Origin of the sequence: Pseudoalteromonas sp. A25, assembly GCF_009176705.1 — a bacterium.
GTDB lineage: Bacteria > Pseudomonadota > Gammaproteobacteria > Enterobacterales > Alteromonadaceae > Pseudoalteromonas.
In genome coordinates this window covers 2,046,366-2,071,821 of record NZ_AP021846.1, presented here as the reverse complement: position 1 = coordinate 2,071,821, position 25,456 = coordinate 2,046,366, and the positions used below count along the sequence as shown (strand labels likewise).

General features: G+C 40.5%; 21 protein-coding genes and 2 tRNA genes. 11 read left to right on the top strand and 12 right to left on the bottom strand.

Annotated elements, in window-relative coordinates; translation table 11 throughout:
* The first annotated feature begins 113 nt into the window (after nt 1-113).
* Nucleotides 114-2,297 (top strand): OsmC domain/YcaO domain-containing protein, encoded by a 2,184-nt coding sequence (locus GDK41_RS08780; RefSeq protein ID WP_152086056.1) that lies wholly within the window; start codon nt 114-116, stop codon nt 2,295-2,297.
* Between the two features lie 59 nt (nt 2,298-2,356).
* Here GDK41_RS08780 and GDK41_RS08775 read toward each other — a convergent pair whose 3' ends face one another.
* On the bottom strand, nt 2,357-3,064 hold the full coding sequence (locus tag GDK41_RS08775) for a substrate-binding periplasmic protein (protein WP_152086055.1): 708 nt from the start codon (nt 3,062-3,064) through the stop codon (nt 2,357-2,359).
* 193 nt (nt 3,065-3,257) lie between these two features.
* Between GDK41_RS08775 and GDK41_RS08770 the strand changes: the two genes are divergently transcribed.
* The 4 genes from GDK41_RS08770 to GDK41_RS08755 all read left to right on the top strand — a co-directional run bounded on the left by GDK41_RS08770 (nt 3,258) and on the right by GDK41_RS08755 (nt 9,652).
* Entirely contained in the window at nt 3,258-4,001 is a 744-nt protein-coding gene (locus GDK41_RS08770; RefSeq protein WP_172971586.1) for a substrate-binding periplasmic protein, read from the top strand.
* Between the two features lie 15 nt (nt 4,002-4,016).
* Nucleotides 4,017-4,934, top strand: a complete 918-nt coding sequence (locus GDK41_RS08765) for a patatin-like phospholipase family protein (RefSeq protein WP_232056438.1) — start codon at nt 4,017-4,019, stop codon at nt 4,932-4,934.
* Between the two features lie 322 nt (nt 4,935-5,256).
* Entirely contained in the window at nt 5,257-7,533 is a 2,277-nt protein-coding gene (locus tag GDK41_RS08760) for a S8 family serine peptidase (RefSeq protein ID WP_152086053.1), read from the top strand.
* Nucleotides 7,534-7,780: 247 nt separating this feature from the next.
* On the top strand, nt 7,781-9,652 hold the full coding sequence (locus GDK41_RS08755) for a M6 family metalloprotease domain-containing protein (RefSeq protein ID WP_152086052.1): 1,872 nt from the start codon (nt 7,781-7,783) through the stop codon (nt 9,650-9,652).
* Nucleotides 9,653-10,183: 531 nt separating this feature from the next.
* Here GDK41_RS08755 and GDK41_RS08750 read toward each other — a convergent pair.
* The 4 genes from GDK41_RS08750 to GDK41_RS08735 all read right to left on the bottom strand — a co-directional run bounded on the left by GDK41_RS08750 (nt 10,184) and on the right by GDK41_RS08735 (nt 12,785).
* Nucleotides 10,184-10,260, bottom strand: a tRNA-Val gene (locus GDK41_RS08750).
* A 10-nt stretch (nt 10,261-10,270) separates the two neighbouring features.
* A tRNA-Val gene (locus GDK41_RS08745) sits at nt 10,271-10,347 on the bottom strand.
* Nucleotides 10,348-10,444: 97 nt separating this feature from the next.
* Complete coding sequence (locus GDK41_RS08740) at nt 10,445-11,458, bottom strand: DUF3080 family protein (RefSeq protein ID WP_152086051.1); 1,014 nt, start codon at nt 11,456-11,458, stop codon at nt 10,445-10,447.
* A complete protein-coding gene (locus GDK41_RS08735) occupies nt 11,433-12,785 on the bottom strand; it encodes an MATE family efflux transporter (RefSeq protein ID WP_152086050.1) in 1,353 nt (450 codons plus the stop codon). Before GDK41_RS08735 ends, GDK41_RS08740 begins: the two co-directional genes overlap by 26 nt.
* A gap of 163 nt (nt 12,786-12,948) precedes the next feature.
* Between GDK41_RS08735 and GDK41_RS08730 the strand changes: the two genes are divergently transcribed.
* Nucleotides 12,949-13,593: a riboflavin synthase subunit alpha gene (locus tag GDK41_RS08730; protein WP_152086049.1), complete on the top strand. Its 645-nt coding sequence runs from the start codon at nt 12,949-12,951 to the stop codon at nt 13,591-13,593.
* A gap of 41 nt (nt 13,594-13,634) precedes the next feature.
* Here GDK41_RS08730 and GDK41_RS08725 read toward each other — a convergent pair whose 3' ends face one another.
* Together GDK41_RS08725 and GDK41_RS08720 are read right to left on the bottom strand one after the other, a co-directional pair.
* Entirely contained in the window at nt 13,635-13,838 is a 204-nt protein-coding gene (locus GDK41_RS08725) for a CPXCG motif-containing cysteine-rich protein (protein ID WP_152086048.1), read from the bottom strand.
* Between the two features lie 85 nt (nt 13,839-13,923).
* Nucleotides 13,924-14,778: a fructosamine kinase family protein gene (locus tag GDK41_RS08720; RefSeq protein ID WP_152086047.1), complete on the bottom strand. Its 855-nt coding sequence runs from the start codon at nt 14,776-14,778 to the stop codon at nt 13,924-13,926.
* A 174-nt stretch (nt 14,779-14,952) separates the two neighbouring features.
* Here GDK41_RS08720 and GDK41_RS08715 point away from each other — a divergent pair, with 174 nt between their 5' ends.
* On the top strand, nt 14,953-15,648 hold the full coding sequence (locus GDK41_RS08715) for a DUF445 domain-containing protein (RefSeq protein WP_152086046.1): 696 nt from the start codon (nt 14,953-14,955) through the stop codon (nt 15,646-15,648).
* A gap of 66 nt (nt 15,649-15,714) precedes the next feature.
* Here GDK41_RS08715 and GDK41_RS08710 read toward each other — a convergent pair whose 3' ends face one another.
* A complete protein-coding gene (locus GDK41_RS08710) occupies nt 15,715-16,074 on the bottom strand; it encodes a DUF3718 domain-containing protein (protein WP_172971585.1) in 360 nt (119 codons plus the stop codon).
* A gap of 270 nt (nt 16,075-16,344) precedes the next feature.
* Here GDK41_RS08710 and GDK41_RS08705 point away from each other — a divergent pair, with 270 nt between their 5' ends.
* The 4 genes from GDK41_RS08705 (at nt 16,345) to GDK41_RS08690 (ending at nt 20,536) form a co-directional block, all read left to right on the top strand.
* Entirely contained in the window at nt 16,345-17,139 is a 795-nt protein-coding gene (locus GDK41_RS08705; protein WP_152086044.1) for a hypothetical protein, read from the top strand.
* A 126-nt stretch (nt 17,140-17,265) separates the two neighbouring features.
* Nucleotides 17,266-18,648 (top strand): amidohydrolase, encoded by a 1,383-nt coding sequence (locus GDK41_RS08700; RefSeq protein WP_152086043.1) that lies wholly within the window; start codon nt 17,266-17,268, stop codon nt 18,646-18,648.
* 12 nt (nt 18,649-18,660) lie between these two features.
* A complete protein-coding gene (locus tag GDK41_RS08695; RefSeq protein ID WP_152086042.1) occupies nt 18,661-19,905 on the top strand; it encodes an amidohydrolase family protein in 1,245 nt (414 codons plus the stop codon).
* A 97-nt stretch (nt 19,906-20,002) separates the two neighbouring features.
* The gene (locus GDK41_RS08690; RefSeq protein ID WP_152086041.1) at nt 20,003-20,536 is read left to right on the top strand and encodes a GNAT family N-acetyltransferase; all 534 of its coding nucleotides are present in this window, start codon (nt 20,003-20,005) and stop codon (nt 20,534-20,536) included.
* Between the two features lie 13 nt (nt 20,537-20,549).
* On the opposite strand, the gene GDK41_RS08685 is transcribed toward GDK41_RS08690, so the two are convergent.
* The 4 genes from GDK41_RS08685 to nrdA form a co-directional block, all read right to left on the bottom strand.
* Nucleotides 20,550-21,086: a DUF924 family protein gene (locus tag GDK41_RS08685; RefSeq protein WP_152086040.1), complete on the bottom strand. Its 537-nt coding sequence runs from the start codon at nt 21,084-21,086 to the stop codon at nt 20,550-20,552.
* 341 nt (nt 21,087-21,427) lie between these two features.
* Complete coding sequence (gene yfaE / locus GDK41_RS08680) at nt 21,428-21,700, bottom strand: class I ribonucleotide reductase maintenance protein YfaE (protein ID WP_152086039.1); 273 nt, start codon at nt 21,698-21,700, stop codon at nt 21,428-21,430.
* Nucleotides 21,700-22,830, bottom strand: a complete 1,131-nt coding sequence (gene nrdB / locus GDK41_RS08675; RefSeq protein ID WP_152086038.1) for a class Ia ribonucleoside-diphosphate reductase subunit beta — start codon at nt 22,828-22,830, stop codon at nt 21,700-21,702. The genes yfaE and nrdB overlap by 1 nt, the downstream gene beginning before the upstream one ends.
* 51 nt (nt 22,831-22,881) lie before the next feature.
* Entirely contained in the window at nt 22,882-25,167 is a 2,286-nt protein-coding gene (nrdA, locus tag GDK41_RS08670; RefSeq protein ID WP_152086037.1) for a class 1a ribonucleoside-diphosphate reductase subunit alpha, read from the bottom strand.
* Between the last annotated feature and the right edge of the window lie 289 nt (nt 25,168-25,456).

The window sequence follows — 25,456 nt, the reverse complement described above, 5'->3', positions numbered from 1 at the left end:
TAACCCAAGACTATTGACGTGAAAAAGCAGATAATCTCAGCTATGAGTTTTACAGCCTGATGTCGTCAATATTTTAAACTTTTTATACATCAGCACAAACATGGGACCATGTAATGGAAATTAAAGTTAACTTTCTCGATAACTTGAGATTAGAAGCCAAGTTTGATGATTTTTCGGTAATTGCCGATCAGCCTATTCGTTACAAGGGAGATGGCTCAGCGCCTAGTCCGTTTGATTATTTTTTAGCGTCATCAGCTTTGTGTGCTGCCTATTTTGTTAAAGTATATTGTAATGCACGAGAGATCCCCACTGAAGGTATTCGGTTGTCTCAAAATAACATTGTTGACCCTGAAAACCGTTACAATCAAATTTTTCAAATTCAAGTAGAGCTACCAGAGCGTATTTCTGAAAAAGACCGCGAAGGTATCTTGCGCTCAATTGACCGCTGTACGGTTAAAAAAGTCGTACAGACTGGTCCTGAATTTAAAATTGAAACCGTAGAAAATCTGGATGAAGACGCGCAAGCCATGTTGATGACTACGCCAGATGGCGCATCAACAACGTTTATCGAAGGTAAAGACTTACCGCTTGAGCAAACAATCGCCGATATGACCAGCATTTTGGCTGAGCTCGGTATGAAAATTGAGATCTCATCTTGGCGTAACATAGTGCCCAACGTTTGGTCTTTACATATTCGTGATGCCGCATCACCAATGTGTTTTACCAACGGTAAAGGCGCAACAAAAGAAAGCGCGTTATGCTCGGCGTTGGGAGAGTTTATTGAGCGCTTGAACTGTAACTTTTTCTACAATGACCAGTTTCTTGGTCATGAGATAGCTAATAGTGACTTTGTTCATTATCCAAACGAAAAATGGTTTAAGTTAGAAGAAGATGATTCACTCCCTGAAGGTATTTTAGATGGCTACTGTCGAGAAATTTATGACCCTGAAGGGGAGCTGCGAGGCTCTCATTTGATTGATACTAACTCAGGTAATGCGCAGCGCGGTATTTGTTCTATTCCTTATACTCGTCAATCTGACGGTGAGACGGTTTATTTCCCATCTAACTTAATTGAAAACTTGTTTCTAAGTAACGGTATGAGTGCGGGTAATAATTTTAACGAAGCAAAGGTACAGTGTTTATCTGAAATATTCGAGCGAGCGGTTAAGCGTCAGATCATTGAGCAAGAGATTGTTTTACCGGATGTACCAGCTGAGATCCTCAACAAGTACCCGAGCATTGTTGCGGGTATTAAAGGATTAGAAGATCAAGGCTTTCCAGTCGTGGTTAAAGACGCATCGTTGGGTGGTCAGTTTCCTGTAATGTGTGTGACATTGATGAACCCAAAAACCGGTGGTGTTTTTGCTTCGTTTGGTGCTCACCCAAGCTTTGAAGTTGCACTTGAACGCAGTTTAACTGAGTTATTGCAAGGGCGCAGTTTTGAAGGGTTGAATGACGTACCGAAACCAACATTTAATAGTATGGCAGTATCAGAGCCCGAAAATTTCGTAGAACACTTTATTGACTCTACAGGTGTGATCTCATGGCGCTTTTTCAGTGCTAAACATGACTATGAATTTGTAGAGTGGGACTTCTCAGGAACCAACGAGGAAGAATGTGACACGTTGTTTAATATTTTAAAAGATTTGGGCAAAGAGTGTTATGTTGCAGAGTTCTCAGATTTGGGCATTGCTTGTCGAATTCTAGTGCCTGACTACTCAGAGGTATATCCAGTAGAAGACCTAATTTGGGATAACACTAATAAAGCGCTGCAATACCGAGAAGATATTCTTAACTTACATAGATTAGACGATGACCAATTAGCGCGTTTAGTAGAGCGCTTAGAAGAGAGCCAACTAGATAACTACATTGATATTATTACGCTAATTGGCGTTGAATTTGATGAAAACACCGTGTGGGGCCAGTTAACAATTCTTGAGCTGAAGATTTTAATTTATTTAGCGCTTGGAGAATTGGAAGAGGCGATAGATTTGGTTGAATCGTTCCTTCAGTATAATGATAACACGGTAGAGCGCGGTTTGTTTTACCAGGCTGTGCATGCAGTACTCGAAGTAGAGCTAGATGAAGAGCTACAGTTAGACGACTTTATTGCAAGCTTTGAACGCATGTTTGGCGGTGAAGTGATGGAAAATGTTGTGGGCTCGGTGATGGGTGAGACACGTTTTTATGGTTTAACCGAAACAAACATGAATCTAGATGGCCTAGATAAGCACTTACGCTTGATCGACAGCTATAAAAAGTTACACAAAGCTCGCTCCAGTAAAGCTGGTTTATAGTGATTGTTTTATAGCCCGATATACTTTTAAACAATGATAAGCCAGTGGCACCTAGCGTGTTACTGGCTTTTTTTGAGTTGTTCAAAAGTATTTTTAAGTGTCATAAGCGTTGTTTGTGATGTAGATAAACTGGCAGCAACATATAAAAAGCGATGTTCGTATACGGTGGGGTGTTGATTGTAACCATGCAAGCTACTGTGTTTCACCTTTGGGGGGATATGTGATGCATAAATGGCCTCTGCACGACCTTTATCAACCATGCGCCAGGCATGCGAAAAGTCATTAACTAAGATCAAATTGGTATCTAACCTAAATCCCAATGATAAGAGCTTATCTGCTTCATAACTCCCTCTCACAGCAGCAAGAATATATTTTTTGGCATCAAGCATATTGTCAATTCGTATTTGTTTGTTTTTGTTAGATGAGTAAAAGCGAAACTCAAGCTTGCCAAGTTTATATAACCAATGAAACAAAGGGGCACGCTCCGGAGTTTTTGCAATTGAAAATATGATGACATTTGGACGTTTTAAAGCAATTTCATAGGCTCTTGCCCAAGGCAGAACTTCCATGTGTGCATGTAAGCCTGCTTTTTCTAATACTGCTTTAACAACATTATAGGCAGTACCTCCAGTAACTTCATTATTTTTTACAATCTGATAGGGCGGGAAGTGCTCGGTAACAACACGCAAATGTGCATCACTAGAATGTGCAATACTTATGGAGGCGTAAAATACATTTAACAGTATGAACACTGCGCGAACTATCATAAATACCTCATGATAATGTTATTTTTTTTAGTGTAGTAACAGCTTGAATTTTGTGCGAGTGAACATACTTATATAAGGGGTCGCGTGACTTTAAAACCCCGTGTATTTCGATTGATGCGTTATACTCAACAAAAAGAGCTGCGGTAAAACGATGATGAGATCTCTTGTGTGGATTTTGTTAGGGATAGCATCGGTGATTCAAAGTAAACCTTCAATAGGTGCAGTCGATATATATACAGAGCACTTCCCACCTTATCAATACCGAGATGTTGACGGTGTGGTCGTTGGACATGCAACTGCGATGGTAAGAGCTTTAATGGCAAAAGCTAAGTTAGACTATAAAATCTACCTTCTACCTTGGCACCGTGCTAAGCAACAGTTTGAAGGCTCACAGGGGGCTTTGATCTATTCCATTGCTCGAACTGTTGAAAGGGAAGGGTTGTATCACTGGCTTATGCCTTTATGTGATCTTAATGTTGGGTTTTATAAGCGTGTTGAAAACACACAAAATATTGCTTCCTATTCGCTAGATAACTTAAAGCAATATGTTGTGGGTGTCGGTGTGGCGCAGCCGTCATTAGAGTTTTTGCGAGCGCAGGGATTCGAAGATGATAAATTAGTTACTCTGAGCAGTTTAAACCAAGCGGGTGGTTTGCTAGAGAAAGGCAGAATTGATTATTTGTTTGGTGCGCAGAGCTTTGTTGAGCAAATGTCTCGGGCAATGGGTACGCAAAACAAGTGGGAATTAGTACTCGATGTACCTGAACTCAGCGCCAAGCTATATCTGGCAGCGCATAAAAATACGCCTAAGAACATGCTACATAAGCTAACCTCAGCGAAGGAGAAATTGGGGGAAGCCAAGCAAAACGATAAAAAAGCATGTCACACTGGCCGGTATATTCAAAAATCATTAAGCACCATCACTGACTTACAATAAATAAAAGGGCCCAATATGCAAGCAGAGCTTTCGCTAAATATTACTGAATCTGTTCGTGCTCATGAACCCCAGTTTGCATTAGTAGCAGAGGGAGGGGGGCAAAAAGGTATTTTTACGGCGGGCGTATTAGATGCATTCTTAGAAGCAAATTTTTGGCCGTTTGATTTAAAAGTCGGGGTGTCAGCGGGTGCTCAAAATCTAGCAGCGTATTCTGCTAGAGCCAAACAGTGTGCTCATACAGCCATTGCGCAATTAACTACAGACGAAACGTTTTTTAAACCGAGCAAGTTTTTTACCGATGGCAAAGTGATTGACTTAGATTGGTATTTCTCACAAGTTCGCCATAGTCCCAAGTTACAAGTTTTAACAGATCCTAATAACCTAGATAAAGATAACCATTTTTATGCCGTTGCAACTGACGCACAAACACTTCAGCCAAAATACCTTCATACTTGGCATGAGAATATGCTTGAACATTTAAAAGCATCTAGTGCTATTCCTTTTTTATATCAAGGGGGCGTTAATATAGCTGGGCGAAATTACATGGATGGTGGGGTCGCAGACCCCATTCCAGTGAAATGGGCATATGAGCAAGGCGCTAAAAAAATTCTAGTGATCAGGACATTTGAGCAGCACCATAACGGACATATGCCACTGTTAGAGAGGCTAAAACCATTAATGAGTAGGCTTAAGCAATCTCAAAAAATGCTTGATTTATACCATTATCACCAATCTCGCTATAATGAAGCGCTCGAGTTTATGAATAACCCTCCGAGTGATGTAAACGTTATCCAGATTGCGCCAACCCAACCTTTACAAAGTATGGTGCTAGGCTCTTCCAATCAAATGTTACAATATGACTATTTACTCGGTTTACGTCATGGTAAAAACTTTTTGAGACGTTGCCGCAAAGAATTGGCTATTCAATCATGAGGATCGGAATTGAATAGTTTAGCTTTTTATGTGGCGTTATAAGGTAATTATTGCTTGTTTGAAACAAATGTTCATATACAAACTTGAGGTCTTTTGTTGTTTTAATCGGTACTTTCTGTTTATTTTTAACATAAAAAGTTATTTATTCTATTTATTTCTGTAACGGTGTTTTATTTTTAAGTTGTTGCTTTGTGTTGGTTTTTTGTGTTTTTATGACAGTTTCATTAACAATTCTTTACAATGGGTTGTAACTTGTTGTGTTAATTATTTTGTTTTTTGATACATTTCATTACGAAAATAATAACAAACATGGATTATTCCAATGAAGAAAGTAACAACTAATAAAGCAATCTTTGCAACTACACTGCTATCACTTGCGGTTTCTGCATCATTACAGGCATCTACACTTAAACAAGTGGCGGACAAATCAGAATCGCCGTTACCAAAACGTTACATTGTGAAATACAAAAATAACGAAATGGCGATGATGGGTGTTGCTATGCAAGATTCTAATAGCATGCCGCAAATGGCCGCTAACCGTATGGCAACTTTAGGTGTTCAAAATGCGCAATTTAAAGCAAGTTTAAATGCAGTTGTTGCTCAATTAAGCGAAACTCAGCTTATGGCGTTACGTAACGACACTCAAGTTGAGTATGTAGAGGAAGATTTACCACGTCGTTTAATGTCGCAATCTCAACCATATGGAATTTCAATGGTACAAGCTGACTTAGTCGACGACTCGGTCGCATCGGCTGCAAGCGGTGGTAAAAAAATCTGTGTTATTGATTCAGGTTTAGACCTTCCTCATGAAGATATGGGTGCACGTGGCGACACAATCTCGGGCACTAACGATTCTGGTACTGGCAATTGGTACGAGCATGGCGGACCTCATGGCACGCACGTAGCTGGCACAATCGCAGCGCTTAACAATGGTATTGGTGTGCGTGGCGTGATTGGTACAGACCCTTCAATGCACATCATTAAAGTGTTCAACGCAGCGGGTTGGGGTTACTCTTCAGAACTAGTTGATGCAATTAATAAGTGTCAAGCTGCGGGCTCTGATGTTGTTAACATGAGTTTAGGTGGTGAGGGTTCAAGTATTACTGAGCGTAATGGTATACAAGCTGCTGCGGATGCAGGTATGTTACTGATCGCTGCAGCTGGTAACGATGGTGTACCCACGAATACTACGGACATTGAGAGCTACCCAGCGTCGTATGATTCTGTTATGTCAGTGGCAGCCATTGATAGTAATAAAGCACTTGCTGATTTCTCTCAAAAGAACAGTCAAGTTGAGATAGCAGCGCCAGGTGTGGATGTTAACTCTGCATACCCTGAGGGCTTAGGTACGATTGTATCTCTGTCTGTTGCTGGTCAATCATATGACTCTAATGGCATGGAAAACCAAGGCAATGCGAATGCACCTCTATATAACTTTGCAACTGGTGAGTCTATCGATACTGGTGCAAGTGGCAAGGTATGTTTAATCCAACGTGGTAACATTTCTTTCCATGATAAAGTTAAAAACTGCGAAGACAGTGGCGGTTTGGGTGCCATCATTTATAACAATGCGGCAGGTTCATTTGGTGGTACGCTTGGCGATACAAACCAAACAACTATCCCTGCCGTAACAGTTAGCGATTCTGATGGCGCAACAATGCTAAACAACATTGGTATGACTGCATCAGTTAACTTAGACCCAAGTAACTATGGCTTGATGAGCGGTACATCAATGGCGTCACCACACGTAGCCGGTGTAGCAGCGTTGGTATGGAGCCACCACCCAAGTTGTACAGCGAGCCAGATCCGTGCAGTACTAACTGCTACAGCCCAAGACTTAGGTGCGACTGGTCGTGACGTTAAGTTTGGTTATGGCTTAGTTCAAACTAAAGACGCAATCGACTTCATCACAGAGAAAGGCTGTGATGGAACAGGTGGTCCGGTACAACCTCCGGTGGGCAACGAATTAGTAAACGGTGTTGCTAAGACAAATCTTTCTGGTGCCAAAGCTGAAGAATTGCTATTCACTTTTGAAGTTCCAGCTGGCGCGACTGATGTTAAAGTTAGCATGAGCGGTGGTACAGGTGATGCGGACCTTTATGCACAATTTGGTTCAAAACCGAGTGATTCAAATTTTGAATGTCGTCCATACGCAGGTGGTAACAACGAAAGCTGTAACCTAACTAAATCTGGTGGCACTTATCAAGTAATGGTTAAAGGCTATAGTGCATTTTCTGGCGTGTCTCTAGTGGCAAGCTACACTGACGGTGGAACAACAAACCCAGGCGCGCAACCAATTGATATAACTGAAACTGGCATTAGCGTTTCTCGTCGTGGTTGGACTCGCTTCACGCTCGACTTGGTTGATGGCTATTCAGATCTGAATGTATCAACGTCTGGTGGTAGTGGTGATGCAGACTTGTTTGTAACGCGTGGTGCACAATCTACAACGTCTAGCTACGACTGTAAGTCAGAAAGCAGCAGCAATAACGAGTCTTGTTCAATGCAAAACCCACAAGCTGGCAAATGGTACATTGATATTTACGGCTACAGAGCGTCAAGCGGTATTACACTAAATGTAACTGCTACGCCAAAGTAAAAGATTAATTAACCTTAAACCAAAGGCCGTCTTGTACGGCCTTTTTTATTGCAAATATAAAAGTAAAATTAGACCAATATTATTTACTCTCTATACAGTTTTGCACCGGCGTTAAAAAATGCATAAGGATTGTTTATATAGGTACAAACCGTTCTATAAATGAACAGATTGAACACCTTTAGATGTTGAAGATGTGCCCCTTTGATGTTAATAATATGTTTCTATACAACTGTAATAGGAACACAACATGTATCGGTTTAATAAATTGGCGCTAGCGCCATTAGTTATTTTTAGTAGCTTATCTCAGGCAGCAATTCCCTATAAAGACCATAACTATGAATACACACAACCAAACGGTGAAGTGGTTAGTATTAGCTTAGAAGGAAACGATTACTTTGCTTTTCAACGATCTCAAGACGGTCGTTTAGTGGTCTTTGATGAAAATAAAAATGGTTTGGCTTACGCAGAGGTTTCAAGTGACGGGCAAAACTTGATATCAACAGGGGTGTTGGTAAGCAATAAAGTTGCACTGGGTAAAACAACAAAAGCAGCGGCTTTAACGCTAAGTCAAAGTGCAATTGAAAAGAAAGTGGAGCAAGCCAAGCAAAGAATGTTTGGTGATAAACCTTTGCAAGCTAATGGTATGTTAAGCACGTTAAGTGATGTCGACACCCAAAGCACAGGACAGATTAAAGGGTTGACTATCATCATTGATTTTCCAGACTTTCCAGGCACTATCAGTCAGTCACAAGTCGAATCATTCTTGAATGACTTGAATTATACAGAGTTTGGCAATGCACAGTCTGTGCGTGGTTATTTCAACAGTGTCTCAGGTGGCAAGTTAGATTACACAAATACGGTTACAGCGTACTACACCGCAAAGCGAAATAAATCTTACTATACAGATGATAGGTATAGCTCAACGGTTCGCTCACAAGAGCTAATTAAAGAAGCACTCAATTGGCTCGAATATACGCAGGGCTTTGACTTTTCAAGTTTGTCAGTTAACGCTAATCGTCAGATCAAAGGTTTAAATATCTTTTATGCGGGTAATTCAGATAGCAGTTGGTCAAAAGGTCTTTGGCCACACATGGCTGCATTAAGCCCCAGGTTTTGTGCGGATGGTGTTTGTACGGACCGCTATCAAATTACAGATATGCGTGACAAGTTAGCGATTGGTACATTTGTACATGAGTCAGGGCATTTAATTACAAACTGGCCAGATTTATATGACTATGATGGTAGCTCTGAGGGATCCGTTGCCAGCTTTGGTGTTATGGGATACGGGGCGATTGGCGAAACAAACCGTTTTAAACCAACACCGCCGGTCGCACATTTTAGAAACTTGGCAGGGTGGGACACTGTCACCGAGCTCAATCCAGCAATAAATAGCAATGCACCAAGCGGCATATTAACGCATACATCTGGCTCTAATACATCATACAAGTGGACTAATCCAAGCAACCAAAATGAAGCGTTTTACATTGAGGCAATTCACCGCTCAGGTCAAAACTCTGAGCAAGAAGATGAGGGCCTCGCTATTTGGCACGTTGACCGAGCGGGTAATAACTCTAATGAGTGGTATCCTTACATTCAAATGGAGCATGCAGATGGCAATCGAGACCCAGAAAATAATATTAATCGAGGGGATGCATCAGACTTATACGATGTAGCAGGTGAGTTTTCATCGGCGTTACCTAATGCACAAAGCTCTAAGGGTACTAATTCACTTTGGTGGAATGGCAGCCGTTCGGGTTTGTCGATAAGTCAAGTGAGCGACCCCGCACAAACTATGTCATTTAAAGTGGTGGGTGATGATAGTGATGATGGCGAAATTTATACGGGTTACTTAGCGAATAAAGAGCAAGCTATCGTACCAAACGGCACTTGGTTCCAGTATTCGGGCGGCACTTTGGATATGACTTTACAAGGTCCAAATGAAGCTGACTTTGACCTAAAACTGGAGGTATGGCAGGGAGGTCGTTGGACTCAAGCCGCGATTTCTGAAACGCCTACATCAAATGAAGCCATCACCTATCAAGCATCAAGTGGCTACTATCGTATTACTGTATATTCTTATTCAGGCTCAGGTAACTACACTTTAACCTTGAAAAGATAAGAGTCTCTTAGTTTTAATAGTAAACATTTAATAAGCAGCCTGTAGGCTGCTTTTTTTACAGATAGTATAACTCTGCTACAGCCACTTTATTCTATGCCAATGAATAGGTCTTGGCACACATTTAAAGGGTGAACAACTATACCCGCTTCGTTTAAAAAGCATGTTAATACCAATTGCATTAAATTTGTGATCAGATATTGCGACAGATAAATGGCTTAGTAACAAGGCAAATATTTCGCTATGTAGTTATTCTACATGAGAAATATTTAACGCAGTTAATGAGTTATTTAGCTCGCTAGAATGAGCAATGTATTAATAAAATTGGTATAATTATCGGTGCAATAATATAATTGTGTTTGACCGGTTTAGACCAGGCGCTAGCTTCGTTAAAAATCTAAATTAGAATAACTAAATCACGGAACTATTAATTGCTTGGTAATTGGCGAGTCAAACTGGTTCTACGATGAGCAACTTAGATTAGCCCACCTGCGGTATTTGCCAAGGCTGTTAAGTGAGGTTAAACAGAAGAGATGGTACAACCGAGTGGATTCGAACCACCGACCCCTACCATGTCAAGGTAGTGCTCTAACCAACTGAGCTACGGTTGTATAGTTGTTTTGGTACGACCGAGTGGATTCGAACCACCGACCCCCACCATGTCAAGGTGGTGCTCTAACCAACTGAGCTACGGTCGTACTGTATTGCAAAGCAACGGCGGCTAATATATAGCGACTTGTTCACTGAATCAAGCGTGTTTGCTAAATTTTTGTTTGTTTGCAGTTTTTTTGGTCATTAAGGCTGGATTTTGCACGTTTTATAAAAATACTGCCACCAGCTGACATGATCTACCGCACTTTTTTTGAGTTGTTGATAGTAAGAGTCTGAATGTTCGATGTTAAACTTTTGACTTAAATCAGGTTCAGAACGCCATAAGGTGGCAAGGTGAGGTGAAACATCACGGAGCATCTTGGTTAACTTGGATTGATATCCTTGTAGCTGAGATAGATAAAACTTGTTAAATATGTTGCTCATGATTTGTGCTTTTTGCTTGCTTTTGTTCGGTTGGCATAAGTGCTTTGTTGGAGTTATATTATTGAGCCATTGAGTTGTAACTTGGTTAAGTTTAATTTGTTTTCGCGCCGATGTGATTAACCGAGAAACCGCATAGTTTTGATTGAGTTTTGCCAGTGCGCCTGTAATGCGTTGGGGATCACGAAGCTGAGTGGTATCAGAGTTGTTTTGAACTATCTCTTTATATATTGCTGCAAGCGTTGTGAGCGCCTCAAGGGCTTGGCTGATTGCTTCTTGGTGGTCTTCTAGGTTAATTTCTTGACTGGTTAGCAGTAACATTTTCGCTAACTCTCGTTCATTAAATACCATTTGCTCAAAGTACGCTGATAATTGATTTTTTTTCTCAGCTAAGGCAAGGGTTAGCTTTGTTATGACAATTTCATCTGTTGTAGCGCTATGGTCTAAACATGTCTGTGCATCGTTAATGAACATAATCGCGTACTTTAGCTGTTCACTGGGCACTCTTACTTTCCCGAGTTGATTATTGTTATTTGCGATTGTACTCATTAATGAACAATGGCTTAAATGGGCGAGCTCTAACATAGATAGTGTTATTTGAGAGCTTGGTTTATTAGCATGTCTTGACTTGAGTGGGCGCAGTGTAATCGTATCGACGTGATCTAATTGTATTACGTTCGCTAGTCGCTGCTGATATTCAACATGAACACCACTTGGGGCAGGCGAGCAACCTGCCAGTATCGTGATCCAGCTAATAATTTGACAAAATAGTCGCAAGTCGAGACCTCACACTCAATAGTAGTAATATCGCCGCAGCACTCAAGCCCATGATTATACCGAGCCAAAAACCTTCTGGTCCCATTGCTGGCACTAATAAATCTGTTTTCGCCAAAACATAACCTAGCGAAAAACCAATTAACCAATAAGAAATAAAGGTAATATAAGAAATGGGTTTCGTATATTTTAATCCGCGTAATACGCCATTGGCAGCAACTTGTAACGCATCGGGTAATTGGTAAACGCAAGCAAGCACAATAATACTTGAGGCAAGCACCGCAACTTGTTCGTTATTGGTGTATAGCCATACTATGCTATCTCGAGCCAAAAAGGTCAGCATCGCTACAAAAAAAGCGATAAAAGCCGCCAAACAAAAACTGGTAAAGACCGCTGCTTTAAGTTGTTGGTATGCCTGTTGGCCAGATAAATTGCCAATTCTAATGGCAATTGCCATAGATAGGCTTAACGGCATCATAAATAACACCGTAGTAACACTTGCAGCAATTTGATGGCCAGATACTGCAATGGCACCTAAATCGGCAATAAATAAAGGTATACATGCAAATAAGGTTACTTCGAAGAAGGTAGCCAAACAAATCGGCAAACCGAGCTTCGCAATGTATCCAATGGCTGATAAATCAGGTTTAGAAAAAGGAGAAAGCAGAGATAGGTTGCGCATGATAGTACTGCGCTTACAATACAACCACTGTGCAACTGCCATAGCCCAAAAGACTAGAGCTGTTGCGAGTCCACAACCTGCGCTCCCGTAAGCTGGCATGCCAAGTTTTCCATAGATAAATATATAATTGGCAATAACGTTTACTGCGAGGCCGATAAGGCTGATATAAAAAGCCGGCTTGGTTAAACCAACGCCTTCGGTGACATTACGATAAATTGAAAACAGTAAGAAGCCCAGTACACCCCATTTAACGAAATCAATATACTGTTGGGATAAGTCTGTAATGTCAGTACTAGTACCTAGCTTAGAGAATACGTGAGGTGTAAACTTGGCGAGAATTAAACTTAAAACAGTTAGTATTAGCGCTAAGTAAATGCCTTGCTGGAAGTGTGACTTAATGCTGCTAATATCTTTGGCGCCATGGCAATGAGCTACAATACCGGTAATCGCCAGTAAAATTCCTTGAAGTGAGAATAAAAGCGGATTCCAAATACCTGTTGCAATAGACAAGGCTGCGAGATCATTGGCACTTACTTGTCCTGCCATCATTGTGTCAACCACCGACATTAAAACTAATGTGATTTGAGCAAAAAATACAGGCGTTGCAAGTTGTAAAAGACGTTTGCTTTCCCAGTGACTGAACTTCATAAAATCGTCGCGTAAAAATCGAATTATAACCATTACTTATAACGTATTGCGAGTAAAGGCGACAAGTGTTAGAGAAATATTCAACTGATCAGTGCAAGCTTGCTTCTGGCGAATTAGTTTATGCTGTATGATGTAAAAAATTTTTTGTTTTGCAAGGGTAAATATGTTTACTGGTATTGTGCAAACGCAAGCTACAGTGATCAGTACTAATCATAAAGAGGGTGTGTTGCGTCTCGGCATATCGGTTGGTGTTGAATACTTAAGTCATTTAGACATAGGCGCAAGTATTGCCATCAATGGCTGTTGCTTAACCGTTGTTGAGTATGAGTTGAATCGCCAGGATGTTGTCGGACAAGTGTATTTTGATGTGATAGATGAAACGTTGCAGCTAACCAACTTAAATGCAATATGCAAAGGCGATCAGGTCAATTATGAACGCTCTGTGACGTTTGGCACTGAACTTGGAGGCCACATAGTATCTGGGCACATTCATTGCGCAGCACAGGTTTTGCAAATAGTGAATGATGCAAGCAACTGCAAAATCTACCTTCATTTGCCGTCTCACTGGCTTAAATTTGTATTATACAAGGGGTTTATTTGTGTAAATGGCGCAAGTTTAACTGTTGGTGAAATTGATGAACAAGGATTTTGGTTACATTTAATTCCTGAAACACTCAATATTACAAATATTGGCCGTTTACAAGAAGGGGACTGGGTAAATATTGAAGTTGACCAGCAAACCTACACCATAGTAAATACGGTTGAAAACTACATGCGCAAGCAAAGCCGCTTAAACGATCTAAATTAACGGTGAGAAGCTTTGTCTATAATAACGACAAAGCTTCTATGTTAAAAAACTTGCTCATCGTCACTATCAATATGAAGCTCAAGTTTATTATTCGATTGATCAATGTGCATATTGCAATGTATCGGGTTACAACATGCCGCGCAATCTTCATAAAAATCTTGATCGCCTTCACTTGCATCAAGGCTAATGTAAACGTGATGTCCACAGTGTGGGCATGTTATTCTTTGATCATAAAGCGCTTTCATTTAGCTCTCCAAAAAGGCGTTTGCCTATCGCTATTGCACTCACCTAATTATAGCAGTAAATGCAACTATGAAAGCTGTATTACAACTATTTCAAAATCTCATTAACTCTTTTTTGTGCGTGATTTATATGTTCGCCCGCATAAAAATTGGCATGCAAAAGCAAAGGATAAAGTTGGTAAATTGCTTTTCTCATTTCATAGCCAGGTGACAGTGGCAAATGTTCATTGTAAGAGTCGTAAAACGCTTGAGGAAGGGGGGTATATAATTCACTCATTGCTATATCTACTTCTCTATCTCCATAGTAACAGGCTGGGTTATCTAAACACGGCTTGCTTTCGTTAAAAAAAACATTTCCCTGGCACAAGTTACCATGTAAAAGAGAGGGTTTTGCATGATGGGCTAGCAGTGATTTAACTGTTACAACAAAGTCATCAATATTGACAAGCTCAACGCCTTTTTCTTTTAGAAGTTGCAATTGCCATCCAATGCGCTCTTCTGCAAAAAAGGTCTCCCATTTTTTGTGCCACTGGTTGGGTTGAGCCATGTGCAGCAAGTAACCGTCTTCCTCTAACCCGAACATTTTCTGTTCATAGCGATTATGCATTTTAGCAAGCTGTAATCCGCACTCTTGCCAGTTTGGGCTTGTTTCAGCTTTTGAAATTACCTCTAACACAATAAAACTAAACTCTAGCGTTGTTCCAATTGTGATAGTGTCAGCAATTAAAAAGTCGCTGTCTCTTATAAGTAGATCTCGAGCCTTAGATTCGCTTTCATATCGCTCGAGAGCACTTAGCAAATCAACTTTCACCAAATAATTTAATTCTCCATTAGAGATGTGAAAGCGCATCTCGTTCTCAACGCTGCTCAGTTGCTCTTTATGCGTCAAAATAAAAGGTTGATGTAGCGCTTCTGATATTTGTTGATTAACGACATTCCACATACAGTTGCCTTGAACAAAAAACCGCCAGATGGTTTAAATATAGCGGATCTTCGATATTACGAAGGGTTATCTCTAAATTTTGGGTGAAAACAGCTCCGTTTAGGTTCTTGCAGGCAGTATATTTTATTAGAAATAGTGTATAGAATGCACCGGTTTGTAAATCAGGGGGTCAGAGTGAACAAAAGCTACATTACCAATACACTGGCATTAATAACCGTTTTAGTAGGCTATTTTGCAGCTTTACCGATGGTTTTTTCGATAGGAATATTTGCACTATCAGGCGCTATTACAAATTTGCTTGCAATTCATATGTTGTTTGAAAAAGTCCCATTTTTATATGGTTCAGGTGTGATAAAACTCAAGTTTAAGCAATTTAAAGAATCTATAAGCATGATGATTTTGCAGGAGTTTTTTAGTCAAGAAAAAGTAGCTGCGTTGTTAGAGAAGCAGCAAGACTCAATCGATTTATCGCCAGTTATAAAGAAAGTAGATTTAAGCCCAGCATTTGAGAAGTTACTTCAAGTGATAGAAACATCTCAATTTGGTCCTATGCTTGCGATGTTCGGCGGCAATGAGGCGCTGCAACCAATGAAAGCTTCATTCATTGAAAAAATGCAAGATGCACTAATAGATATCACAGAAGAAGAGAAATTTAAGCAGTTGATGGATCAAGAACTACGCAGCGGCCACAGTGCTGAAATGGTATTTGCAACCATTGAAAATGCTGTAGAGCAGCGATTAGAAGAATTAACCCCCGATATGGTTAAAGAGATCATCCAAAATATGATCCGCACACACCTTGGCTGGTTAGTTGTTTGGGGCGGAGTATTCGGTGGATTTTTCGGTTTTATCGCGCATATCGCTGGATAAAATAATATAGTGCGCAAGTTTTGGTTACTGCGCACTATACCGCAACTTTAATACTCTAGTCATAACTTAAGAGCCTGATACGATAGTCTTTTTGTTCATATCATTTTGAGCGCTTAGATCTTTGATATGTGTTTGCGTGTTCAAGTCTAAGTTTAAGGAGTTTGCTGAATTTCTTAGGCCATGTTTAGCTACAAATTTATCAGCTGACATGTTATTACAAGTTAATTCATTTTGCACAAGCCTTAGACCGATACGATGCTCTTTCATTGTTTTACGTAATTTGAACGAGTCGTCTTCTGTAATGGCCATACACAATTCAGTTTCGATAGAATTATCGGCAGCTACAAATTGTTCTGCATTGGCTGTACCTACTAATAAACCTGCTAAAAGGGCTGCTGATGAACAAAGAGTTGTTAACTTTTTCATGATGTTTCTCCACGGGTTTTGTTTGGGTTCGAGGTAATTATGACTTAACCAAAAATAAATGCTGTAAAGCAATGATGTGAGAATGTAAGCAAGTATTTGGATGTGACAATAAGTATTTAACCAATTGAAAAATAAAAGAAATAGATGTGTATTTTGACACATATTTAATTAATTTATTTTTGATTATTTTCACTTTTACATCTTGTTTTCATGAACGTAAATACAGGTTTTCAAATAAGTGGTTTTTGGTTACTAAATAACGAGAGTGTAATGAAAACTTACAAAGCGTCACTAAAAAAATATTACAAACATGGCATGGCAAAACACCTCGAAAGTGCAAAGCAGTGTTATTACTGTGGTTGTGAGGCAACGGATACCGATTTTTGTCCGCCATTGGAACATGCTGAGTTAGTGCTGGAATTTGACGAGCAAGCTGACTTTATTACGGTACCCGCATGTTACGAGTGCTATGCATTGCTACATAATGAGCGAGTGCTTAGTTTGGCGCTTAGAGTTAAAAAGTTAAAAACTAAACTATCAGCTAAATATGCTAAAGCACTCAAAGTTTATTATATGTGGCATGAGTCAGAGCTCGATGAAATGAGCCCCGAGTTTGCACACAGTATTAGTGCTGGTATGCGGTTAGGGCAAGAAGCTGCTCAGCGTGTAGAGTTTCAACCCTTTCTATTAGAAAGTGATAACCCCGAGATAGATAGACCTTCTGTAAATCAAACATTTGTAGTCGCAAATCGAGAGTTTACAAGTTTTGATACAGCATTAACGCATTGTATTGAGAGTTATGGTCTAAATAAAAGCAAGTTTTATGATTTACTTGTTAAAGACTGTGAGGGCGATTTTGATAAAGCATTGAGCCAGTATGAACATAGATATAGTAAACCGCAGACACTTGATGTAGCGAAAGCTAAAATTCAGAGTTTTTCTAAACGTTATAAGCAAAATTCAGATTTTGTAGCTAGAGCGACTGAGCAATTGATGAAACGCGATGCAAAGTTAGACATAGACGAGGCGCTTGCTAAGCTTTACCAAGATTATATCGCGCGTTGATTAGGCGTAATGGACTGTAAAACAAGAGGTTCATCGTGAATAAACGCATTTTAAGGTATTTGTTTCGCATTTTAAGTTAAGTTTCGTTAAAGTTACTGTGAAATAAAAACAAATAGAGATAAAACAATGCAAAAATTTGCTCCGTCCATTTTGGTGCTAGCATTGAGTGCAGCACTCGCGGGTTGCCAGGATACTGGCCCGCAAAAAGAAAAAGTGACTATCGAAAAGAACCCTTACCCAAGCACTTATCAGGCATTACCTGCAACGACCACGTTAATTACCAATGCAACAGTATTAACTGGTACAGGTGAAAGGCTAGATAATGCAGATGTTTACCTTGTCGACGGTAAAATTAGTCAAGTAGGTGTCGATCTTAATGTTGAGGCTCAAACTACCGTTGATGCTCAAGGTAAGTGGGTAACGCCTGGTATTATTGATGTGCACTCGCATTTAGGTGCATACCCAAGCCCATCAGTTGAATCTCATGCTGATGGAAATGAGATGATCAACCCTAACACCTCACAAGTGTGGGTTGAGCATTCTGTTTGGCCACAAGACCCAGGTTTTAATCGCGCGCGCGAAGGTGGTATTACGACATTGCAGATCTTACCTGGATCGGCAAACCTATTTGGTGGCCGCAGTGTTACATTGAAAAACGTGCCTGCGCATACTATGCAAGCGATGAAATTCCCAGAAGCACCATACGGATTAAAAATGGCCTGTGGTGAAAACCCTAAACGTGTCTATGGTAGTAAAGGCGTTGCGCCGTACACTCGTATGGGGAATATGGCGGGTTACCGCGAAGCTTGGATTGAAGCAACAGAGTACAAGCGCGCTTGGGAGCGCTATGAACAAGAATACGCTGCGGGAATGAACCCAGATGCACCGAAGCGTGATATTAAACTGGATACTTTACGTGGCGTGTTAGATGGTGAAATATTAATTCATAATCACTGTTATAAAGCTGAAGAAATGGCCATGATGATTGATTTGGGTAAAGAGTTTAATTACCACTCAGGTACTTTCCATCACGGTATTGAAGCATATAAAGTTGCAGACTTACTAGCAGACAATGGTAACTGTGCTGCATTGTGGCCAGATTGGTGGGGCTTTAAAATGGAAGCTTACGACATGGTGCAAGAGAACGTTGCTATCGTTGATGCAGTTAAAAATTCTTGTGCAGTGATACACTCTGACTCAGATACGACTATACAGCGCTTGAACCAAGAGGCTGCCAAAGTAATGTTCAATGCGAATCGAAATGGCTTTGATATTTCGGAAGAACACGCGATTAAATGGATCACGCATAACGCCGCTAAATCATTAGGTATTGCAGATAAAACTGGTTCGATAGAGAGCGGTAAACAAGCTGATGTGGTCATTTGGAACCAAAGTCCGTTTAGCGTGTACGCAAAAGCTGAGCATGTATATATTGATGGTGCAAAAGTGTATGACCGTAATGACGAAAAATATCAAGCTGTTAGTGATTTTATGCTAGGTCAAAAATAAGGAGCGCCCACAATGACTAAATTTAAGTTATCAATGATCACCGGTGCGCTGCTTACAAGCTCAGCGGCGTTCGCACAAATAACCGCAATCACTGGTGCAACGGTTCATACTGCTACAGAGCAGGGAACGTTAAACAACGCCACGGTTGTAATCGAAAATGGAAAAATTAAATCGATTAACCCTCAAAACATCGAAGCGGATGTGACGGTAAGCGCTGAAGGAATGGTTTTAACGCCAGGATTTATTGGCACAATGAACCAACTTGGCCTTGTTGAAGTAGGCGCGGTAGCACGTTCTCGTGATGCATCTGACGATAAAGCAGGACTGGATTTTGACCCTAGTTACGCGTTTAACCCTCGTTCATCATTGATTGCCTACGCACGTAAAGGCGGGATCACTCAAAATGTCGTGTCACCTATAAATTATGACGCAGCATACTCTGGTTTAGCATTTACTGCTGACTTAAGTGGCGAGTTTGACAGTGTTACTGACAAGCATACTGCGTTAGTAATCGATTTAGGTGCTAAGAGCAAAGGATCTCGTGCATTGTCATTTCAGCAGCTCGTTGAAAAGCTAGAAGGCCAGCAAGCCAAGCTTGAGAAACAAAAAGACAAAAAAGAAGACAAAAAGGACGAAGGTAAACCTTCTGGCGAAGAGCGTGTTCTGACTCAATTGTTAGAGGCTAAAATGCCGTTAGTCGTCGAGATAAATCGAGCGGCCGATATCGCACAAGTGATCAAGTTAAAAGAGAAGTTTGCTTTAGATGTGATCATTCGAGGTGGATCAGATGCAGTTTTGCTTGCTGATGAATTGGCCAAAGCTGAAATCCCTGTGATCATCAGTGGCGTGTCTAATTTGCCTTCCGATTTTGATGCCCTACATGCAAATTTGGAAAACGCTGGCAAATTAGAAAAAGCAGGTGTTAAGGTATTACTGTCAGTCTTTGGTGATGGTAGCCACAATTTATACCAGCTTAGATATGATGCGGGCATTGCGGTATCAAATGGCATGAGCTTCAACAGCGCAATTAAAGCCGTAACAAGCAATGTCGCGGATGCCTTTGATTTAGACGGTGGTAAAATAGCTGTTGGTCACCGTGCAGATTTGGTGCTTTGGAGCGCGGATCCATTTGAGATAAGTACTCACGCCGAAAAAGTGTGGATCAACGGTGAAGAAGTGACCACTGAGTCACGTCACGATACACTTCGTGAACGCTATATGACAGAATCTAATCTGCCTCGTGCATATACTAAGTAACATGTTATAGAAACCAATAAGCCCAGCAATTGCTGGGCTTATTTATTACCAAGTGACGTACTTATCCATAACTATCTTAGCTTAAGGAGTGAATTAAATGGATTTAACAATCAGGAAAGCAACTCTGCATGATGTTCCCGAAATAGAGTTTTTAATAGGTGAATCGGCTCGAAAACTGTCATCTGAAGACTATTCAAAAGAGCAGATTGAAGGTGCACTGAAAGCAGCTTGGGGAGTAGACACTCAACTAATTAAAGATGAATGTTATTATGTAATTGAAAACAACAATCAATTGATTGCCTGCGGTGGCTGGAGCTTTAGGAAAACATTGTTTGGCAATGATTGTGAGCAAAACAGAGTCGACAATGTGTTAAACCCTGTTACTGAAGCAGCTAAAATACGTGCATTCTTTGTAAAACCTGATTATGCACGACAGGGTCTTGGTTCTATTTTGATGCGCCAATGTGAGGAAGAAGCGCGGGCTAAAAACTTTAATGCCCTAGAGTTAATGTCGACTTTACCAGGCAGTAAACTATATGAGCGTCATGGATTTATAGCACAAGAGCCTATTGAATACCCGTTGTGTGATAACTTATCTATCACTTTTATACCAATGAAACGTAAATTATAAGCTCGGTTATTTTTTAAAAGCTTGAGTTGGGACCTTCTAAAAATTCGAGTTCTTCAGGTGTTGATGTGCGCCCTAAAATAGCGTTTCTATGAGGGTAGCGGCCAAATCGATCAATGATTGACTTGTGCTTGAGCTCAAAGCTAAGGTTGTCCTCATTACCTAGGGCTTTGTATAACTCTACCGCTTGAACATGTACAGTTTTAGATTCACTGTGCATGTAGGGGAGGTACATAAAGCTTCTCATTTGTGGTGGAAGTAATCTATCTTGCCCTTGTGCAATAGCACATTGTGCTAACGCCAATGCTAAAGAGTCGCTCTCAAATGCCTTGGCTGTGTCTCGATAGATATTTCTAGAGAACTGGTCAAGAATAATAATCTCTGCCAAGCAGCCTTGTGCGGTTGTGCGCCAGTGACTTAAGTTGCATTGCGAAGCACTTTTGTGCAGCTCACCAAACCGCTTTTGAATTAACGCATCAAAATCGGGATCTTTTTGCCACCATTGTTTTGCATCTATTTCTTCAAACCAGAAGTTTAAGATTTCAGCAACCATAAAGGCTCCTATAGTCAGTGTTTAATTGGTGAGTTATTGTAACCACTCTTCTTTATTTGCGTACATAAATACGTGTTGCTTATTATTTTCAAGTGTGACCTTAATCCCATGTTAAACGGCTTGAGCTTTAAGTGTTGCGCAGTAATAGATAGTATTTCGTCACATTTTGCCGCCGCGAACTGATAAATCGCCAATGATGACAATATACTTTGCTCTTGCATTAACAAAACTGCCTTTTCCTAAAAATTTGTACCTACATATTAGTATAAAAACACCCTATGAGAATGCATTTATTTAAGCTAGGCAAATTTTTGATTTATTTCTTAATAAGATAGAGAAGGTTAGAGTAAGGTCAACTTGATATTAGTAAGTGGTTTTGTGCAGCATAACAAAACTTCGCCATCGCGCACAAAAGCAAGCGGTTCTTGATTATAACTCACTTCACCTTCGTCTAGTTTTGCTCTACATGCGCCACAAAACCCTTCTCTACATTGATAAGCGATATCTATATTTGCACGCTCTAATGTATCGAGTATAGAAGGGGACAGAGCCGCAAATTCTAGCGGCTCGTCATGACTATCAATCGTAATTTTATGACAGGGCTTGTCACTCATTACAAATCAAAATCACCAAACTCAGAGGCATCTACCTCAGAGTCTATTTGGCCAACAAGATAAGAACTGATCTCCGCTTCTTGCGGTGCTACTTGAACGTTATCAGACACCAACCATGCGTTGATCCAAGGAATTGGGTTCGTTTTGTTTTCAAACTGAGCTGGTAGACCTACGGCTCCCATGCGAACATTGGTAATATACTCAACATATTGGCAAAGAATGTCTTTGTTCAAGCCAATCATAGAGCCGTCTTTAAACAAATACTCCGCCCATTCTTTTTCTTGCTCGGCAGCTTCAACAAACATTGCAATAGCTTGCTCTTGGCATTGCGCTGCAACGATAGCCATCTCTGGGTCATCTTTGCCATCTTGCATGATGTTGAGCATGTGCTGTGTACCAGAAAGGTGCAGGGCTTCGTCACGCGCAATCAATTTGATTATTTTAGCGTTGCCTTCCATTAATTCGCGTTCAGCAAACGCGAAAGAGCATGCAAAGCTGACGTAAAAACGTATAGCTTCGAGAATGTTGACCGACATAATGCAAAGATAGAGCAGCTTTTTCAATTCAAATTTATTGATAACAACGGTTTGCCCATTGATTTCGTGCTTACCTTCACCATAAAGGTTATAAATTGAAATCTTTTCTATTAGCTCATCATAATAACGTGTTACGGCATCTGCTCGCTGATTAATACGGTCGTTCGTTACAATGTCATCAAATATCAGTTCAGGAGACTGAGTTACATTTCGAATGATATGCGTATAAGAGCGACTATGTATTGTTTCACTAAAGGCCCAAGTTTCAATCCAAGTTTCTAATTCAGGCAATGATACGATAGGCAGTAGAGCAACATTTGGAGAGCGTCCCTGTACACTATCTAACAGTGTTTGATACTTCAAGTTACTTAAAAATATATGCTTCTCATGTTCTGGAAGACCTTGAAAATCTAGTCTGTCTTTACTGACATCGACTTCTTCAGGGCGCCAAAAGAAAGAAAGCTGTTTTTCGATTAACTTTTCGAAAATTGGATATTTTTGTTGGTCGTAACGTGAAACATTGACGGTTTGGCCAAAAAACATTGGCTCTTTTAACTGATCATTATGATTTCTGCTAAAAGTAGAATAAGACATATTTTATATACTCAATACCAAAAATAGCGGGTCATATCGACCCGCGCATACTTATATTTTACAAGCGCCGCCTGCACAATCATCATCTTCCACTTGAGCTTTTAACTCATCCTGTGAATCTGAAGCGCCATCGCGGGTATTGTGATAATAAAGCGTTTTAACACCTAGTTTGTAAGCCGTTAATAAATCTTTAAGCAATAGCTTCATTGGAACTTTACCGCCTTCAAATTTATTCGGGTCGTAGTTAGTATTTGCCGAAATAGTTTGGTCGACAAACTTTTGCATGATACCAACCAGTCCTAGGTAACCGTCATTTGATGGAATATCCCAAAGCAGTTCATAGCTATTTTTTAAGCGTTCATACTCAGGAACAACTTGCTTAAGAATGCCATCTTTACTCGCCTTAACGCTTATGTGACCCCTAGGCGGTTCTATTCCGTTGGTCGCATTTGAGATTTGCGATGATGTTTCTGATGGCATTAATGCTGACAGGGTTGAATTACGCATACCGTGCTCTTTAATGCTTTGACGTAAACTATCCCAGTCCAAATGAAGCGGCTCTTCACAAATTTTATCTAAGTCACGCTTATAAGTATCAATTGGCATAATGCCTTGTGAATACGTTGTCTCATTAAATAGAGGGCATGCTCCACGTTCTTTTGCCAACTCGTTTGATGCCTTCATTAAGTAGTACTGTATGGCTTCAAAAGTACGGTGTGTTAGGCCATTAGCGCTGCCGTCTGAATATTTAACGCCATTTTTAGCTAGGTAATAAGCATAGTTGATCACACCAATACCCAATGTACGACGCCCCATTGTTGCGTTTTGTGCTGCAGGTACAGGGTAATCTTGGAAATCGAGTAAGTTATCAAGTGCTCTGACTGCCAACTCAGCTAGTTCTTCAAGCTCGTCCAATGACTCTAGTGCACCTAAGTTAAAGGCTGACAAGGTACATAGAGCAATTTCACCATCAGGGTCGTTTACATTATTCAACGGCTTGGTTGGCAAAGCAATTTCTAGGCAAAGATTCGACTGGCGAATCGGTGCAACTTTTGAGTCGAATGGACTGTGAGTATTACAGTGATCGACATTTTGAAGATAAATTCGGCCCGTACTTGCGCGCTCTTGAGCAAACATTGAGAAAAGCTCAATGGCTTTTATGCGCTTTTTACGAATAGACTCATCTTGTTCATATTGCTCGTACAGTTGCTCGAATTTTTCTTGATCTTCAAAGAATGCATCGTATAAACCTGGTACGTCTGATGGGCTGAACAAAGTAATATAGCCATCTTTAATCAAGCGGGTGTACATTGTTTTGTTAAACTGTACGCCATAATCTAAGTGGCGAACGCGGTTTTCTTCTACGCCGCGGTTATTTTTTAAAACCAACAGGTTTTCAACTTCTAAGTGCCACAGTGGGTAGAACAATGTAGCTGCACCGCCGCGAACGCCGCCTTGTGAACAGCTTTTAACGGCTGTTTGAAAGTGTTTATAAAACGGAATACAGCCTGTGTGATAAGCTTCACCATTGCGAATTGGGCTACCTAGCGCACGAATGCGACCAGCATTAATACCAATACCTGCACGTTGGCTTACATATTTAACGATTGCAGATGAGGTCGCATTGATAGAGTCAAGGCTGTCTCCGCACTCAATTAAAACACAAGAGCTAAATTGGCGAGTTGGTGTACGTACGCCAGCCATAATCGGTGTTGGCAATGAAATCTTAAACAGCGAGATTGCATCATAAAAACGCTTTATATAGTCCAAACGCGTTTCTTTTGGATAGTCAGAGAATAGGCTCGCAGCTACTAAAATGTACAGAAACTGTGCACTTTCGTATATTTCACCTGTTACTCGGTTCTGTACTAAATATTTGCCTTCTAGCTGTTTTACAGCCGCATAGCTAAAGTTTAAGTCGCGACTATGGTCAACATAACTGTCCAGTTCATCCAGTTCTTGCTCTGTGTAATCTACAAGAAGGTGGGGGTCATAGCGCTTATCTTCTACCAGCTTGGTAACATGATCATAAAGACGTGGCGGCTCGAATTGGCCATAAGCTTTTTTTCGCAGATGAAAAATGGCTAGGCGCGCAGCTAGATATTGATAATCAGGCGATTCTTTGTCGATTAAGTCGGCAGCTGCTTTAATAATCGTTTCATGAATATCCTCAGTGCGAATTCCATCATAAAACTGAATGTGGGATTTAAGTTCGACTTGAGACACAGAAACATTGTTTAAGCCTTCCGCTGCCCAAGTGATCACGCGGTGGATTTTATCTAAATCAAGCGGCTCTTTGCGGCCGTTTCTTTTGCTGACAGATAACTGTTGGTTCATAGTTGCGCCTGTATTCCTTCGGAATTATGTTTTTGGTAAACGCACGGTTCACACTTATTGTTTATCTATTCACCACTATATATGGTGATGAGCATACCGTGGATCACAAGATAGTGTGGTTGAGCTAAATTTGCAATAGAACAACTTACCCACAATTGTGGATAAGTTAAGGATAAACCATTTGTGTTAGTGCCTATTAACCGTTGAGGAATTACTGCTAGACACGTCTTCAGAAAATCAACAGAGATGGTTGCATTTTTTAGCAAATTCAAAAAAAATTCTAACTGAT